Origin of the sequence: Pelagicoccus sp. SDUM812002 (genome assembly GCF_031127835.1) — a bacterium.
Lineage (GTDB): Bacteria > Verrucomicrobiota > Verrucomicrobiia > Opitutales > Opitutaceae > Pelagicoccus.
Genome location: NZ_JARXHX010000008.1, coordinates 144,279 through 160,208 on the forward strand (window position 1 = coordinate 144,279; position 15,930 = coordinate 160,208).

The following is a 15,930-nucleotide window of genomic DNA, read 5'->3' on the forward strand; positions in this document are numbered from 1 at the left end:
AGTGTTAGGCGAATGCCATGTCATTGGCGCCCCAAGAGAAACTGATCGTACCACCGTTTTCGCAAATTTGGAAGTCACCGTCGGGTAGTTTCAGGTGAGTGCAGATCCCGAAGGGCACCTTGGCTTCGAAGGCGAGTGTGCCAGCCTCGTCTCGTGACCACGATACCGATATTTCACCGACAGGGGTCTCGAAGCTTCCTGATGCGTAGTTGGAAATTGAATACTGAGGCTGAAGCTCAATTTCCTTCCATCCGGGTTTAGCCGGCCGGGCTCCGAGGACGCTGTCGAAGAGATCGATGGCGATCCAGCTGTTCCATGCGTGGCAATCGCTGCGAGGGTCGACTTCCTTTTCCGGCCAAGTCGAGAAACCGTTCTCCAGCATCCGGTACCATGGAGCGAGGACTTCGGGAAAGAGCCGATGGTAAATGCCGATCTCCTGCATGGCGCGCGAAAGGTAAAAGCGCTGGAACATAGACATCTTGTGAAGTTCTGGATCGTCTAGGATCCTATCCTTTAGTAAAGCGTTTTGTTCGGGTGTAGTGGCACCGCACAAGATAGCGAACGCTTGCGTGTGCTGCGTGTGTTCGTGGCTTTGGTGATGCGGACCTTCTGAAAAGTATCCATCTTCTTGGGACCAAGCTCGATCTCGAATCGTTTGCCGTAGCGTCTCGCTAGTCCGCTGCCAAAGGCGGGCCTCCTGAGGATCTCCCAGCTTCTCGTGCAAATCGACCACTGTGTGGGCCGCCAGAGCGAAAAGGGCGGTAAGGTAAGAGCTGCCCGTACCGGCGTGAGCGGCCGGTGAGATGCCGTTGTCCCAATCGTCTACCCAATCGATCCAAGACCAACTTTTCACTCCGCCCACAAAGCCCTTATCGTTTATGCGTTCGCGGAAATAGCTGAGTACGCTATGGATTCCTGGCAGACATGTTTTGACGAAATCGCGACCCGGCTCTCCCACCCACATCCAGTAATCGTGCACCATGAGAACCCAGTGAAGGGAAAAAGCTGGTATTTCCTGGCGTCGCCGTGAGGGTTCGCGGCTCGCGGTAAGGCCTTTCGAGCAAATAGAATCGCGGAAGAGTCGGATGCAGCGCTTACCGAGTTCGGTTTGGTTAGCGAGGTAGTAGCTTGAGATTATTTGTAGTCGCGTATCCGCTACATAGTTAAGTTGTTCGTAGTAGGGACAGTCTTCGTATGTCTCGTGTGCGCAAAGCTGAAGCGTGCGTATGCTTGTTTCGAGTAGTCTGTCGGACTCTGGGATCGAGCTCTCAAATCGAGCATTGAATTTCTGTGGAAAGCTGACGAATCGGTGCGATGCGGACTTGAGTGTCACGGCTTCTTGGCCCGGCCCGATTTCGATCTTAATGAACCAGAAGGCTCTCCAATGAAAGGGTTCGAAAAGGTAGGAATCGCCCGAAAGGGTAAGTACGTCGTAGTAACCGTCTGGTTCGAGGCGGGTGAAATCGTCGCGCGGCTGACCTTTTTGCCAGACCCTGCCCAACTGCGGATCATCGACCCATTCTCCTAGGGCTTCGGCATAGACGACACGGATTTCGCGATCCTTTCCGCCTTCGAATTCAAGCATCGGGTAGCTGGTGGTTAGCCTTCCCACGTCGAGCCATATTTCGCCGCCTTCACTTTCTTCGATTCTCACTGGGAAGTGGATACGCTCTCTGTTGACGATGCAGCGTGCGAAATCGCATTGCTTCTCTGAAAGCATCGGTACTTCTCGAGGGACAAGATTGTGAGAGGATTCGACGCCCCACTGGTCTGGAGTGGGCGGGAATCCGATGCCAACCACTGGAGTCCAGCTCGTAGCGTCGAAATCGAGTTCCTTCCAATCCGCTTGATGTTTGGCGGTGTCGATTTTATCCATCCAACCGAGAAATTGGAAAGCTCGGTGTTCGGGAGCGCTGCTGTTTGGCGAATAGGAAGCGTTTCGGGTGACGAGCCAGTGGCCCGGTGTGTCGAGCGTTTCGTCGTTTAGGCCTTGGACGAACAGGCCCGCGATTTCGCTGTGGACCTCGCTGACGGGGCCTTGCCAACCAAACCAGCGCACCTCGACCGCCAAAACGTTGCCTCCTTTCTTTAGCAAGGGCGCCAAATCGTAGGTCTCGGCGCGGTAATGCTGAGTCGTGCCTTTGAGCGGGCCGCGTCCAATCAAGCTGCCGTTTAGCCATAGCTTGTATCTGCTATCCGCGGTGACGATGATCTCGTAGCTTTCCGGGAGTTCGACCAGCTCAAACTCTCGACGGAAGAGGCAAGAAGAGTTGGGGCGCGGGCTTTCGTCATCTATCCAGGCGAACAGAGCCCGCAAGCAGGGAAGCTCGTCGGTCAAGCGGTGTAGGTGGAGTGCTATTTTGCTAGCAGGGGGCATAGGGAAATGTTTGGTGATCGATTGAAATACGGGTTGTGTAAGGGGGGTGTCTTAAATTGATCTTCAAGAGCCGGTGACGATCTTCGGCAAAATCGTTTCTCCTATGGATAATAGACGGGTGGCGTTTTCGGGCATTTGTTTATTGGACTTTTCTCGTGAAGTTCATCCGCGGGAGACTGTGAAATTTAAGACGAACGTGTCGTTTCAAGGATTGGATTCTTTGGAAATAGGCAGATCACAGGGCTTTAATCCAATCGACGAAAAGACGGCCCCAATTTGCCAGTCGCCCCCTGTCGTGTGCTAGGGAAAAGCCGTGCCCCCCGTTCGGGTATAGATGCATTTCCGCATAAACTCCTTCTCGGAGTAGGGCTTGGTAGAAGGAGACGGTACCGGAAACTGGTACCACCTCGTCGTCGGATGCGTGAAGCAGGAAGGTGGGAGGTGTCTCAGGTGTGATATGCAGCCGATTCGAGTAGCGCTCGATCAAGGGCTCGCTGGGCTCCTTGCCCAGCAAGTTGTCCCGCGAGGCGGACTCGGAGACCGAATTGCTGAACTCGGTGGCAGGATAGACCAGTCCCATGAAGTCTGGCCGAGAAGAAAGCCGGTCGATCGGGTCCGGGGCTTTTTCGTTTCCAGTTGTAAACTGTGTTCCCAAGGTGGAAGCCAAATGACCGCCAGCTGAGAAGCCGATGACTCCGATCCGTTCTCTGTCGATTCCCCAAACAGCCGCGTTTTGCCTCACGGTCCTTATGGCTCGTTCTGCATCGAGCAAGGGTACGATGTGCGAGGCGATATTCGATTCGGGATCGGGTAGTCTATATTTGACAATGACTGCTGCGATACCGTGGGCGTTCAGTAAACTAGCAATCTCAACTCCTTCCCACTCATACGCCAAGCATTCGTAACCGCCGCCAGGAAAGATGAGAACAGTTGGAGTGTTTATCTGACGTTTAGCGGGTAGGCGAACTTCTATAGTCGGCTCTTGCACACAGCGTATGAGCGTTATGCCGTTTTTCTCCTCTGTGTATTCAGCTTTTGTTGACGCCTTATTATTCGGGGCGTCGTCACTCCATAACCGAATTATGGTGGGATTCTTCAGATAGCTGGAATGGGGCTTACTCATTGCGTAATCGGGGTTGACCTGGGACAAACTCGATCGACGCGATTTGTCACTACATGAGTGATAGCTCGCTGGCGCCTTCGTTGAAGTTTCGTCTCCGCTTTTCCAGTTAAGCCAAACGGCATTTATCTTTAGAAACCCGTCTGTGTGGCAATTTATTCTGAATTATTGATTGTCTGCTTCTAAATTTGAGTGGGGCGGTCCGCCATATAAAGATGTATTTATGAAACCTAAAACCGATTGTTTTATAACGTCACTCGAGAATGCAGGGCCTCCGTGTTTTGCTTCTTCGAGGATTTCGAATAATACGGGAACGCCCGCCCTGTTGAGCTGACTTGCGAGCTGCTCGCTTTGGTTAACGGGTACGACTGTATCCTTACTACCATGGATAATGAGAAACGGAGGATCGCTGGGATCGATATATGTTAGTGGGCTTAGTTTGTTTGCAAGGTCTGGTCGATCGAGTACTGGTGCCCCCATGAGCCGCGACTCCGGAGAGTTCGGTGCGGCGTGGGATTCGTAGCCCGGTGTCTGCACAAAGGATATAAATTCAGTCGGGCCGTAGAAATCGCAGACGGCTGCCACTGATTCCGACTGATCCAGATTGGCGCCGACTGAGAAGCTTTTTTCTCCAGCAGATGTCCCGAGCAGCGCCGCCAGGTGACCGCCGGCGGAGTCTCCCCAAGCAATGAAGCGATCCGGATCGAGCGAGTAGTCCGCCGCCGCTTTCCGGAGCCAGCGTACGGCTGCCTTTACGTCCTGGATCTGGGCGGGGAAGGGGGCCACGCCTGTTAGTTGGTAGTCGATGCTGGCGATGGCGAAGCCTTCATCGAGAAATCCCATTTCAAGCGGCAAGCAATTGTCTTTCGAGCCCATGAACCAGCCACCGCCGTGGATCCACACTATCACAGGCCAGGGTCCGTTTCCCGAATGGGGAAGATAGAGGTCCAGCTTTTGCTGCGGATGCCCATTTTCGACATACTCGATATCGATGAACCGCAGCTCCTCGCCGGGGGCTGCCTCATCAGGTGGAGTCTTATCTTCCTGGGCTGTGGTTTGACTTGATATCAATAGCGCCAAGAGGGCGGCTGATGGCAAGAGGTGTAAGATAAAGCTGAAGGGCCGTGTCTGCGTCATTCCTACCTCGATTTAAAGTGCATCGAGGATGAGAAGCCAATCGTTGCCGCGTTCCGGTTCCGAAGGGGGGATTGAATTCCCACAGGTTGGTGACTTGCGGAGTTCTGGGCTCAAACGATTGTGAGTCCCCATCGCGGGGGTTGAACCACTGGGCATCGATTTTTGAAGTCTTTATGCCCGGCAATTGGATGGTGAAACTTTCTCCATGCGGTGTATAGGCTAGAACCGTGGAGTGGTCCGGACTGGCCGCTACCAAAACGGCATTGGCGCCGGTGCTGGGTCCGCTCACCAGCAACTCGCTTTTGGGGCTTAAGTCGTACCAGGGAATCGATTCGAAAGCCTTGCGAAGATAGCCGAGCTGACGGGCTCCGGGATAGTCGATGGCCTCTTGCCATAGAGTGCGGGCGCTAGAGATAGGCTCTCTCCCGGGTTCCCACATCTGCCAGACGCTGTGGTGGCCGTAGGCATGCCCGGAGGCTCCCGATAGTATCGACCAGTAGCCTGCCCGGCGGGCGTCGAATTCGTCGAACCAACCGAGTTCGGGCTTCCAGTTGACGGGGTGGTCTTCGTAGCACGGCTCGCCGTCCATAGCGGGTTTTGTTGGAACGAGAGCGTAGTCTCGTAAGGTGGCCTTGTAGTTCGCGAAGTCGACGTTGCCGTGACCGCTTTGGTGTAGGTTGAAGTCGAGCCAATCGGATTCGTGGAAGTAGAGCGATGAGCTCCGGTGCCCTTGCGGGTGGTAGGTCATCAGGTGGCCGCGGTGGTCGCCCGCTTGTATTCCGCGGGCCATGGCGTGGATGATATCGAGGTGAGCTTGCGACTCCGGACTGCGATCTCCTCCGAGGATCCATACCACGGATGTATCCGCGTAGCGACTACCAATGAATTGTCCATAGTCGAAGGCGTTTTGCGGGTCGAAGACTTCGGGGCCAACGCCCCATTTCAGGTTGAACTTGTCGCCCCAAGTCGGCAGCAAGCCGATGGTGATTCCCAGTTCGTTCGCTTTCGCAACGACGAAGTCGATGTGCTCGAAATAGGCCTCGTTGGGACGCGAGGGGTCCAGGTCATGTAGCGGGAGTTCCCCGTAGGCGTTCTCGGTTCGCAGTCCGTCTGGTTCGGCGAGGGCGACTGCCATGACAACGTTAAACCCTTGCTCGGAGCGTTTCTCCAGATAGACGGTTGCCTCCTCGCGGTCGAGGTGGTGGAAGAGGGACCAGGCGGTATCAGCCAGCCAAAAGTAGGGTTGGCCGTCGCTAGTTTCGAGGAAGCGTCCGTTTTCGCTGACTTGGGTTGGGTGTACAGAGCTCCAAGCCGCGTTGGTTGCGAATAGGGCGACGAGAAGGAGGGGCGGTAAATTCATGCGGGATGATGCTAGGATTTGCCGTCACCCGGGTGAAGTTCCTACTGCGGCACCTTCACGGGTTAAGTTAACCTAAACGGTAGGTTGTCTCGGCACTTTCCTCAGAGCCGATGCGAATCGCTTTCGCGGTGAGTGTCGTGGCGTGGGCGGGAAGGAGGAAGGGCTCTGTGTAGAGCTGCCATGGTTCTTCTTCAAAGCGGTATCCGATGGATGCGCCTTGGGTAGAGCAATGGAGTTGGACCAACTCGCCCGGTTCGAGCTTGGCAAGCGGGTCTTCCGTTCGATAGCCGAGGGTCGCATCGGAGAGAGCTAGGGCTATCGGTGTAGCGGTTTGGGGTTGTATCCCATCGGGCCGCCAGTTGCGTACCATCTGGCTTTCGGGAATATCTCCATACCGATCAAACTTCGCTTGCCACGTGTCGAGCTGTTCGCGGAGTGATTGCATCTGCTCGGCGAACTCCGGCTTTCCAGCGAGGTTTACGAGTTCATTGGGGTCGTTGACGGTATCGTAAAGTTCTTCGGCCGGGCGATTTCCGAGAAAGGATTTTTGGGCTTCTGTCAGTACGCCGGATGCTTTTAAGCGGAAGAGTTCCTTCACCGCAGGATGCCGATTTCGGTAGGGAATCCACTGGAGATAGGGTGTATTGGGATAGTAGTTACGAATGTACTTGTAACGATCGTCGCGTATGGCCCGGACGTGATCGTAGGATTCGTCGTACCGGTCCCGTGTCGCGAATATGCAACTACGAGGCGTGGATAGGCTGCTGAGGAAGTCTTGGCCTTCGAGGTAAGTCGGTGGGTCGATGCCAGCGAGGGCGAGGGTCGTGGGGGCGAGGTCGACCAGGCTGACGAGGTCTTCCTTGACGGTACCGGCTTCAAGAGAGTGGGGAATCCTAACGATAAGCGGGACTTTTATCCCAGCGTCGTAGGGCCAACGTTTCGCTCTGGGAAGCCCCTCACCGTGGTCGCTCCAAAACATGATGATCGTATTTTCGAGCTCTCCGTCCTCTTCGAGCTCGCGAAGAATCTGCCCTGCCCAAGCGTCGTTACTGGCGATGTTCTCATAGTGGCGAGCTAGGGCTTCGCGAGCGGCGGGAGTGTCTGGAACAAGTGGTGGCAGGACCAACTTATCGGGATCGATCTTCGGAAGAGGCCCCTTGTCCGGCCACATATTGCTTTCGTGGGTCTGGACGTTGTTGAAGACTGAGAAGAATGGCTTGTGAGAGGGTCGGTTTCTCCATTGGGCGCTGGTGCTGCAGTCGTCCCAGGCGGTGAAGGGCGCGCTGAATTGGTAGTCGGTCTTCTCGTTATTGCAGGTGTAGTATCCGTGGGAGCGTAGAATCTCTGGCAAAAGTCGAACGTAAGGCGGCGGTACGACCTCGTAGGGGGTCGGGAGGTCGGGCGCCATCGGATGCTCGTGCGTGGTCCTCATGTGGTGGGCGCCGATGCTGGTAGGATACATTCCAGTGATGATTGAGCAGCGGCTAGGGGCGCAGACACCTGCGACTGCAAAGGCGTTTTCGTAGCGAATTCCCTGTGCGGCCAGGCGGTCTATATTGGGTGTTTGGGCAAAGCGATCTCCGTAGCAGCCAAGCCGAGGGCTGAAGTCTTCGAATGAGATCCAGAGAATATTTGGGGGTGGCATGGATCGCATGCTGACGAGGGTGAGGTCATTAGCCAACTGTTTGGGGTTTACACCGTTTAGTAACCGCGGTTTGGGCTCTCGCGAAGAGAAAGAACGCGAGTGAACCGCCGTGCTGTTTCCACTTAAAATGGTTAGGGGGCGAAAGGGCTAGAGCAGATCGTTGTTGGTCAACAGCTAATAATGGGTTTCGCGAGATGGCGAGGCCGTGCCGAAAGCGGCGCTCACTCAGTTTTCGAAAAGTAACCGGCGAGGGCGTCGATGTCATCCTCAGTGAGCCGGTGGGCAAACTCTTGCATTAAGTGGACAGCCTCTCCTCCGCCTCGAACGCCGTCCCGAAACAGTTCGAGTTGGGTCTTGAGATAAGTTTCTGGCTGGCCGTAGAGAAGGGGGAATTCCGGTTTTCTCTCTGCTCCTTCCGGGTCATGGCAATCTATACACGAAGGGATCAATCTACTGGGATCCCCATGCAGGGCGAGCTGTTGCCCTAGCTCAGGAGCTTTATCGGGTTGAATTTTCGAAGGTGCGTCAAGGCTCGCAAAGTAGTCTGCTAGTTTGCCAATAGTGCTCCCGTCTAAGGAGACCGTGGCTGATTGCATGATGCCACTGGCTCGCTCGCGTTTTTGGTAAGCGTGAAGGGCTTCTCTCAAATAGGATTTGCTTTGGCCAGCGAGGATGGGGATGAAGCGGTTATCTGGTTGTTCGGCACTGGAATCGTGGCAAAGCATGCATGAATCAATGATCACGTCTCCTGGAAACGATTTCGACTCGATAGGTGGAGTGGGCGTGGTTGGAAACGATGCTTCGATTTGCCCGTGACCTGTTTTTTTTAGAGAAGTGATATAAGCGACAATAGACCAGACTTCATCATCCCGGCCTTGAGCTGCCCAAGCTGGCATGCCCGTGAGTTTGATGCCGTTTTTTATAATATAGAACAACTTTGGAGGCTGGTACCCCTCAATGAAATGACTGAGATGCGGGGGTTGCGGCAACATTCCTAAGGTGATACCGCCTGTGCCAGTATTCAAATTTCCATGGCAGGGCATGCAACTCAACGTGTAGGCGCCCGCACCGAGATCGATGAGTTCGGGATCGTTCAAGTCTGGGGCTTGAATGCCATGGCTTTGGGTAGAAAGGGCTCTCTTTTTTCCGAACTCTAATGCGGCACGCGTGATCCACCAATGCCCTGAACTCGCTGTCAGCGGCAGCAAACCAGCGATCACCATAATGCCACCCAAAAGCGCACCCAGAAGAGAGACCGCACCAATGATTTTCAGTAGACGATTCATGAATACAAAGAGGTTTCAGTAGGGTGTTGTTTTTCACGGAGGAGACACGCAGTGAGCCCCAATCCACCCGCAAGGTACGCAATGCCGCCGCCAAGAAGCATGATCGTTCCTCCCAGTTGTTGATCGTCTAGTGCCCAAGCTTCTCCGGTGCAAACCAGCTCGCTAGGAAAGAGGGCACGAGGAGTTAGGGCCAGCAGTGCTCCGAGGAGTGTCATATGCATACTGGTCAGTAGCAACCCTGCGACTCCTGAGGCACGGCGATTGCGGGACTGCTCCGATTTCCGTTGACCGCCGAAGGCAGAAAGCCAGAGCCACATACCGCCGAACAAGAAACAGAGTTGTTCTAAGACGAATCCAGCCGTGCTCGAGCGTGTCCACTCATGGAGTGACGGCAGATGCCAGATCCAAATAATTGCGAGATCCACGAAGGACGCGATTAGCGGCGAGAAGGCTGCTGCGAAGCGGCGGCTCGGATCGAATCGAGTTCCCGCAATACCGAGCGCGAGCCCAGCGCTAGCGAATGCCACAACGCCGATGTGGATTGTCATGTGAGCCGCAAACGAATAGCGGCTTGACACTGCGAGCGGGCCAAACCAAAGGGCGAGCAGCATGGCAAGGGAGAATAAAATTATAACACTGCGCATTTTCATCAGTGAGTGGTTTGCACAAAGACTGCGGCCAGAGAGGTAAAGAGAGTAGCCACCACGCTCAGGCAGCAAAGCAGGATGGTCGCGAAACCGAGAAACCGATGGCGGCAATCGGGGGTGTCGTTGTCCGTGGATTTCTTTTCTGTATCCAAGTTGCGACGACGATTTCCGATCCCGAATACAACCCCAATACCGATGAATGCTAACAAAGTATACCCGCCGATTGTCAGCCTCATAGGAAGCAAGCTAGCGTCTCTCCCTGCGACTTTCTCAATCCAGATCGCGGTTGTTACATAGCAGAGGATGAAATGGCCTGCCCATATCATTGGAGCTGCCGTCAGCAACCAAAGGCTTTGCTTGGATTCATGGGACGGACCTTTTCCTTGATAGATCATGCGAGGGACGGAAATCCGCAAAGAGTTAGAATGGTAATCGCGGTCGTCAGGGCTGCGAAGTGCCAGTAGAGACTTACGTTTTGAATATCGATATCGTACTCCCCGGTCATCCTCTTCGCGGCTTTGCGAGCTAAGCAGTACAATTGCATGACACCGCCTAGGGCAAGGTGGAGCCCCATCCATAATGAGATGACCCAGACAATGGCCGGGTAGACGTCAGCCGTCGGATCGAAACCGGAGTTTCTCAATGCAATTACAATCAACGTGGCACCGGATAGAGAACAGATAGCGGAGAATGCAATTGCGACGAAGTAGAGAACCGAGGTTTCCCATTTATTGAGTTTTCGAGCTAGCAGCGTCGAAAGCCATGCGAGCAAGCCACAACAACAGGAGGCAATGAATAGCGTTATCATTTCCCGCGACATGGCTTGGGAAATGAACTCCTCGCTTGCAGTCCAGTAGAAGAAATATGCGAAAATGAGTGATGCGAATGCGGTAAAGTCGCCAAGCATAGTTATAAACATAGCCCACCATCCCACTGACTTGCTGCCCGATAGGTAGAGCGGAGCCCGCTGTTCCCCTTTGATCCGTTTGTCTGGCTTTTCTGGAATGGTCGCCGTACCGGTCCAGAGCCAGGCGACGATCGTTGCAAAGCTGAAGCCGGCGCAAATCGCGGCGCTCCACCAATAGTGGAACGTCGCGAAGACGAAAGTGCCTCCCGTGAACAGGGCAGCTGTAAGTGGCAGGAAACTAGGTGATGAAAGCCGATGGCAATATTGGGGAACCGAATCGACGATTGAGCTAATCAAAGTCTCGCGTCTCTCTTCTTTGGCGTCCGGCAAATAAAAGCGTCCCTCGTCTACATCTTCGACAAAATTTGGCTGATCCCAGATTGGGTAACGCGCTTTCACTTCAGGAACGGAACGAACGCCCCACGGCTTGCTTGGGCTGTGTGCGAGCCATTCTGGGGTGCCCGCATTCCAAGGATTTCGAGGAGCATACGGTTGGCGTTTGCGAGGACGTAGAAAATCCCAGAGAAAGATCGCAAATCCGATGGCCAATATGCCAGCACCGATACTTGAAACAAGGTTGAGAATATCGAAACCCGCACCAGCTGGGTAAGTGAACACGCGACGCGGCATTCCTATCAAGCCCGAGATATGCATCGGAAAGAATGTGACATTGAACCCCACGATAAGAAACCAAAAGGACGCGTATCCAAGTTTATCGGACAGAAGCTTCCCTGTAACCATCGGATAGAAATAATAGATGCCAGCGATGATTGGAAAAATTGTCCCGCCCACGAGCACGTAATGTAGGTGCCCAACGATGAAGTAAGTATCGTGCGCCTGGAAATCGAAGGGAACGAGCGCGACCATAACTCCGGTCAGCCCGCCGATGATAAAAGTAGCCAGACCAGCTGACACGAAAAGAATGGGAACTGATCGGGTTACTTTGCCCGCTATGAGCGTCGCAAGAAAACAGAAAAATTGGATTCCGGTGGGGATTGCGACTGCTTCTGATGCTGCGGAGAAAAACGAAAGTGAAATCCCTGGCAGTCCTGTGGTAAACATATGGTGCACCCAAAGCCCGAAACTCAGAAAACCGGTACCCACGGCAGCCAATACAATCCAGCTGTATCCGACCATGCGGGTGCGGGCGAAGGTCGGCACGATCATAGCGACGAGTGCGATGGAGGGCAGGAATACAATGTATACCTCCGGATGCCCGAAAATCCAAAATAAGTGCTGCCATAGAAGGGGATTGCCCCCGCGTTCCGGATCGAAAAAAGGCCAATCAAGCAGGCGTTCTAATTCAAGCAAGATATCTCCAGCGATGAGAGGCGGGAATGCGAATAGTATCATTGCCCCCACTACAAGGATGTACCAAGCGTACAGCGGTATGAGGTTGATCCTCATGCCAGGAGGACGGCACTTTAAAACCCCTACGATGAGTTCCACGGCAGCAGCGAGCGATGCGATTTCGATAAAGCTCAGGCCAAGCAGCCAGATATCTGCACCGATTCCGGTTTGATAATCGGTAGTGAGGGGTGGATACATGAACCAACCGCCTTTCGGGGCTGCATCGAAAAAGATCGACCCGCAAACGAATAAGCCACCGATCAGGTAACACCAGAACCCGAACGAAGAAAGACGCGGAAACGGCAGGTCGCGGGCTCCCAGCATTTGTGGCATCAACAATATGGAGATAGCCTCGAAAATCGGTACCGCAAAGAGGAACATCATCACCGAGCCGTGCATCGTGAATACCTGATTGTACGTGTCGGCGGAGAGAAAATCGTTGTTAGGTATCGCTAGCTGGATGCGTATTAAAAGTGCCAATACGCCAGCAAAAAGAAAGAAGCCGAAGGCTGCTATGGTGTACCATAGTCCTACCGAGGTATTGTTCACTTCCGACCAGTATCGCCATCCTTTGGGAGTCTGCCAGGCCTTGAGAAGACGCCGCTCTTGAGCCTCCTTGAGTTCTTGCGAAGGATTAGCGTCGTTCAGCACTGGTTTTGGTTCTGTGTTTTCTGAGCTCACTTGAGGGAAAGAAGATAGTCGGCGATTGCCCCTATTTCAGCATTGGAGAGCATCGCGTAGTGCGGCATGTTGACGCCCGGTTTAAGTGTATCCGTTTTGCGGAGCCAACCTTCGAGGTTGTCTTTTCGGTTTTTGAAAAGACCGGCACCAATGCTTTCACGAGATCCGAAGTGAGTCAGGTCCGGACCGATTGAGCCATCGGCGAACGTGCCTCGTACGGTATGACATGCGCCACATCCGTTGCGGGTAAACGTGCGAGCTCCTTCCTGTTCCAGAGATCGGATAACCGCGTCGCTCCGCTGTCTCTCGAGCCAAGCGTCGAAATCCCGTCGCGGCACGACCTTCACGTCGAATGCCATTAGGGAATGCGATTCACCGCAAAACTCTGCGCAGACCCCGCGATAGTAGCCTTCTTTAAGCGGATGAAGAGCGAGCCTTGTCTCGGTGCCAGGTAACATATCGAGCTTCCGACCCAGCGATGGAATCCAAAATGAATGGATTACATCCGGGCTATTAAGCAGAAATTCAACAGGTTCATCGAGCGGCAGCCAAATCTCATTGGCAGTTTCCACAAATTCACCACTTGGCAACTCGTATTCAAATCTCCACCACCATTGTTCCCCGGATACGTGGATACGCTGGCTTCCATCTGGAGCAGGAGCGAGCTGTTCGGGCATCATCGAAAGCCCGTATGACAGCATGACCGTGAGGACTATGGTGGGAACCACTGCTCCACCCCCGATAATCAGACGGCGCGCGCGCCGCCTGTTGTGGGCGGAAGGATTAAGCCGAATTGCGTATACAGCGAAACCGATGACCGAGAACCACACAATCGCTGCTCCAATTGTGAGCCAAACTGTCAGGTCTACGATGGGTGCGGAACCCTTGCCCGCCGGATTCAAGGCAGATTGCGGTCCGTGACATCCAGATAGAACAGCGAGAGCTATCGGGGCAAGCGCGAGGGTCTGGCCGTACTTCTGTTTCGGCTCCAGCTTCCCAAAGAAATGGGTGAATTGAGACGACGGCTCGTCAGGCATTGCCCGCTTTTCTGCAAGCTGCAGGCCAAGTCTCTCGTTGTTCTCAAATTAATTTGGGGCGTCTGGCTTTTGTGAAATCTTTAAAATTTAACCGAGATTCGAATTCGATTTTATCTATGAGGTTTCCACCAGTGCACCGGAAAGATAAAACTCCATTGGAGACTCTCAAGGCTGTGGACTCGATTACGCTAGAAACCCTAAGCGGTCGTGGTGCTTCGGCTAATTATCTCATTGTCAATAGCTCAAACGCTCCGCTGCTGTTCTAGGGAAAAGGTATTTTTGAATTCTCTCAAGTCCGCATTGAAAGACTAGATCAGATATCGTTGTATTGTGTATCCGTAATAAAAAACGGATACATTATGTGTGTTTGTGGTCAACCTATGGAACAAGTAGGGATGCCTTTGAGAGGCGGGTGCGTTCACGGTGGGTTGTGCTTCTCTTTAAATGGATGGAGATAATGTTTCTTTCAAATAATGCGGATATGCGTGCATATTGCTTTCTGTTGCGTGCAAATCGCATCTTGGTTCGCGCTTATGGTAGGCTCTTCGTCGATCTATGCAGTCTGGAGGATTAGAGTCATCTCAATTTGATGGGTGCTGTGCCGGTGGCGGCTTTGTAATTCTCACTTCTGAGCTGTCCTATCACTTCGCCTTCCATTTGATTGGAATTGTCGGCAACTGACTTCGCGACAAGAAGCTGTAGGTGCTCCGTAAAACCTTATTCTCAGGTTCAAATCCTTTCACGTTGCGATTTCTGGGCACAAAAAAACCGTAGTTTTATCACTACGGTTCTTTGCCCATTCCAAAAATGGTCGGGGTGAAAGGATTCGAACCTTCGACCTCCTGGTCCCAAACCAGGCGCTCTACCAGGCTAAGCTACACCCCGTAAAAAGGAGGAGCAAAAGATTGGGAATCCGGGGTTCTGTCAAGAACAAGTTCCGAAACTTTTCGGTTCGACTCGATTTCTCTCGGGGATGGGGGGAAATAGGCGTTGCGCCGCTCTGAGAATGCGCTTCTTGTTTTTGGTAAATTTGCCCCTCGTTGGGCTCTTGGACTCGGAAAAATGGAAAACTTATCTTCTTCAGAACTGGATTCACCTTCGAAAACGCCGCTCTTTATCGCTATCGCGGCGGTGATTGTAGCTCTCGCGGCTTTGGGCATCGGTTGGATGGGACTCACCCGCGCTGCCGAGCTAGAGAAGGAAGTTGTCCGCCTCGAGAACGCGGCGAGCCAGGACTCCGGACTCGAGGAATCCCTCCGAGAGACTTCTGAAAGGGTCGAGAGCCTCTCGACTAGCATGAACAATTTCTCCAAAAGCGTAAATGAAGCGATTACCGGGATCCGCTCGGATATGACCAAGGTCCGCAGCGACATTCGCAAAGTAACAATCGACGCGCTGACTGCTAAGAAGATGGTCGAAGAGCTAGAGGAGAAGGGCGTACAAGTCTCGGTGGTTCCCTCGTCGACTTCGTCACCTTCCAGCGCTCCAGCAGCTGCGCCCAAAACTCCGGACACTAAGCCGGGCTCTTCGGGTGTCTACACGATCAAGAGCGGCGACACGTTGGGCAAAATCGCGGCAGCCTATAAGATTTCCTTGAGCCAGCTTCAGGCGGCTAATCCGGGTATCGATCCGCGTCGACTTCGCATTGGCCAGCAGGTATCTATTCCTGCTCCCTCCAACTAATCGCGTCTCGATGCCGCTTCGCGTGGAGAGCAAACGGAAGCGATTTCGTAGAAGGCTATGAGTTCCTCGGACAGGCAGGGCTCGCCGGGCGAGGAGCTGGTTCACGCCTGGGATATGCTGGGCGAAAAGGTGCTGGTACATTGTCCAATCTTCGACCTTGTCTCGCGTCGGCTTCGTCATCCGCTTCGCAAGTCGGAGGGGGATTTCTATGTACTCAAAACTTCGGACTGGGTGAATGTGATACCGGTCACGCCGGATTATCAAATGGTGCTGGTACGCCAGTATCGCTTTGGCATCGAGGAGACCTCTTGGGAAATTCCGGGCGGTATCATGGATGCGGGGGAAGATCCGCTGGTGGCGGCGGAGCGGGAGCTTCGAGAGGAAACGGGCTATGTAGCGAGCAATTGTCGTGTGATCGGCAAGGTGGCGGCTAACCCTGCTATCTTAGATAACTACTGTCATTTCGTTTGGGCAGAGTCGGTGACGCTGCAGTCCGATCTCGATTGGGACGAGCATGAGGAAATGGAAGTCCGTCTTTTCGCGGTAGACGAAGTCTACGCCATGGCACACCGAGGTGAGGTTAAGCACTCGCTAGTAGTGGCGGCCTTGTTTCAGTTCTATCCCGAGTGGCTGAAGATCCGGGCGCGACGGCGGTAGGCAAAGGGCAGCTCCTGCAACGCGGACCGGGCGCAACCGGTCT

General features: G+C 53.8%; 12 protein-coding genes and 1 tRNA gene. 2 read left to right on the forward strand and 11 right to left on the reverse strand.

Annotation, left to right across the window (positions count from 1 at the left end; all coding sequences use genetic code 11):
• Window positions 1-4 precede the first annotated feature (4 nt).
• From QEH53_RS13265 to QEH53_RS13315, 11 genes are all read right to left on the reverse strand, one after another.
• On the reverse strand, window positions 5-2,377 hold the full coding sequence (locus tag QEH53_RS13265; RefSeq protein ID WP_309023689.1) for an alpha-L-rhamnosidase C-terminal domain-containing protein: 2,373 nt from the start codon (window positions 2,375-2,377) through the stop codon (window positions 5-7).
• A 235-nt stretch (window positions 2,378-2,612) separates the two neighbouring features.
• Complete coding sequence (locus QEH53_RS13270; RefSeq protein WP_309023690.1) at window positions 2,613-3,500, reverse strand: alpha/beta hydrolase; 888 nt, start codon at window positions 3,498-3,500, stop codon at window positions 2,613-2,615.
• A gap of 162 nt (window positions 3,501-3,662) precedes the next feature.
• On the reverse strand, window positions 3,663-4,568 hold the full coding sequence (locus QEH53_RS13275; protein ID WP_309023691.1) for an alpha/beta hydrolase: 906 nt from the start codon (window positions 4,566-4,568) through the stop codon (window positions 3,663-3,665).
• Window positions 4,534-5,994, reverse strand: a complete 1,461-nt coding sequence (locus QEH53_RS13280; RefSeq protein WP_309023692.1) for a DUF4038 domain-containing protein — start codon at window positions 5,992-5,994, stop codon at window positions 4,534-4,536. Before QEH53_RS13280 ends, QEH53_RS13275 begins: the two co-directional genes overlap by 35 nt.
• Window positions 5,995-6,061: 67 nt before the next feature.
• Window positions 6,062-7,639 carry a sulfatase gene (locus QEH53_RS13285; RefSeq protein ID WP_309023693.1) on the reverse strand — a complete coding sequence of 526 codons (1,578 nt, stop codon included), beginning with the start codon at window positions 7,637-7,639 and terminating at the stop codon, window positions 6,062-6,064.
• A 221-nt stretch (window positions 7,640-7,860) separates the two neighbouring features.
• Complete coding sequence (locus QEH53_RS13290; RefSeq protein WP_309023694.1) at window positions 7,861-8,925, reverse strand: c-type cytochrome; 1,065 nt, start codon at window positions 8,923-8,925, stop codon at window positions 7,861-7,863.
• On the reverse strand, window positions 8,922-9,536 hold the full coding sequence (locus QEH53_RS13295; RefSeq protein ID WP_309023695.1) for a cytochrome c oxidase assembly protein: 615 nt from the start codon (window positions 9,534-9,536) through the stop codon (window positions 8,922-8,924). The genes QEH53_RS13290 and QEH53_RS13295 overlap by 4 nt, the downstream gene beginning before the upstream one ends.
• 38 nt (window positions 9,537-9,574) lie before the next feature.
• Window positions 9,575-9,967, reverse strand: coding sequence for a hypothetical protein (locus QEH53_RS13300; RefSeq protein ID WP_309023696.1), 393 nt, complete (start codon window positions 9,965-9,967; stop codon window positions 9,575-9,577).
• On the reverse strand, window positions 9,964-12,480 hold the full coding sequence (gene ctaD / locus QEH53_RS13305; protein WP_345785722.1) for a cytochrome c oxidase subunit I: 2,517 nt from the start codon (window positions 12,478-12,480) through the stop codon (window positions 9,964-9,966). Before ctaD ends, QEH53_RS13300 begins: the two co-directional genes overlap by 4 nt.
• A 26-nt stretch (window positions 12,481-12,506) precedes the next feature.
• Window positions 12,507-13,547: a cytochrome c oxidase subunit II gene (gene coxB / locus QEH53_RS13310; RefSeq protein WP_309023698.1), complete on the reverse strand. Its 1,041-nt coding sequence runs from the start codon at window positions 13,545-13,547 to the stop codon at window positions 12,507-12,509.
• An 808-nt stretch (window positions 13,548-14,355) separates the two neighbouring features.
• Window positions 14,356-14,432: transfer RNA gene (locus QEH53_RS13315), tRNA-Pro, on the reverse strand.
• Between the two features lie 177 nt (window positions 14,433-14,609).
• Here QEH53_RS13315 and QEH53_RS13320 point away from each other — a divergent pair.
• Together QEH53_RS13320 and QEH53_RS13325 are read left to right on the forward strand one after the other, a co-directional pair.
• On the forward strand, window positions 14,610-15,230 hold the full coding sequence (locus QEH53_RS13320) for a LysM domain-containing protein (RefSeq protein WP_309023699.1): 621 nt from the start codon (window positions 14,610-14,612) through the stop codon (window positions 15,228-15,230).
• 57 nt (window positions 15,231-15,287) lie between these two features.
• Entirely contained in the window at window positions 15,288-15,887 is a 600-nt protein-coding gene (locus tag QEH53_RS13325) for an NUDIX hydrolase (RefSeq protein WP_309023700.1), read from the forward strand.
• The last annotated feature ends 43 nt before the right edge of the window (window positions 15,888-15,930 follow it).

Coding starts and splice junctions, on each gene's coding strand:
- QEH53_RS13265 (WP_309023689.1), bottom strand. CDS start 2,377: ATGCCCCCTGCTAGCAAAATAGCACTCCACCTACACCGCTTGACCGAC.
- QEH53_RS13270 (WP_309023690.1), bottom strand. CDS start 3,500: ATGAGTAAGCCCCATTCCAGCTATCTGAAGAATCCCACCATAATTCGG.
- QEH53_RS13280 (WP_309023692.1), bottom strand. CDS start 5,994: ATGAATTTACCGCCCCTCCTTCTCGTCGCCCTATTCGCAACCAACGCG.
- QEH53_RS13285 (WP_309023693.1), bottom strand. CDS start 7,639: ATGCCACCCCCAAATATTCTCTGGATCTCATTCGAAGACTTCAGCCCT.
- QEH53_RS13290 (WP_309023694.1), bottom strand. CDS start 8,925: ATGAATCGTCTACTGAAAATCATTGGTGCGGTCTCTCTTCTGGGTGCG.
- QEH53_RS13295 (WP_309023695.1), bottom strand. CDS start 9,536: ATGCTGCTCGCCCTTTGGTTTGGCCCGCTCGCAGTGTCAAGCCGCTAT.
- QEH53_RS13300 (WP_309023696.1), bottom strand. CDS start 9,967: ATGATCTATCAAGGAAAAGGTCCGTCCCATGAATCCAAGCAAAGCCTT.
- coxB (WP_309023698.1), bottom strand. CDS start 13,547: ATGCCTGACGAGCCGTCGTCTCAATTCACCCATTTCTTTGGGAAGCTG.
- QEH53_RS13320 (WP_309023699.1), top strand. CDS start 14,610: ATGGAAAACTTATCTTCTTCAGAACTGGATTCACCTTCGAAAACGCCG.
- QEH53_RS13325 (WP_309023700.1), top strand. CDS start 15,288: ATGAGTTCCTCGGACAGGCAGGGCTCGCCGGGCGAGGAGCTGGTTCAC.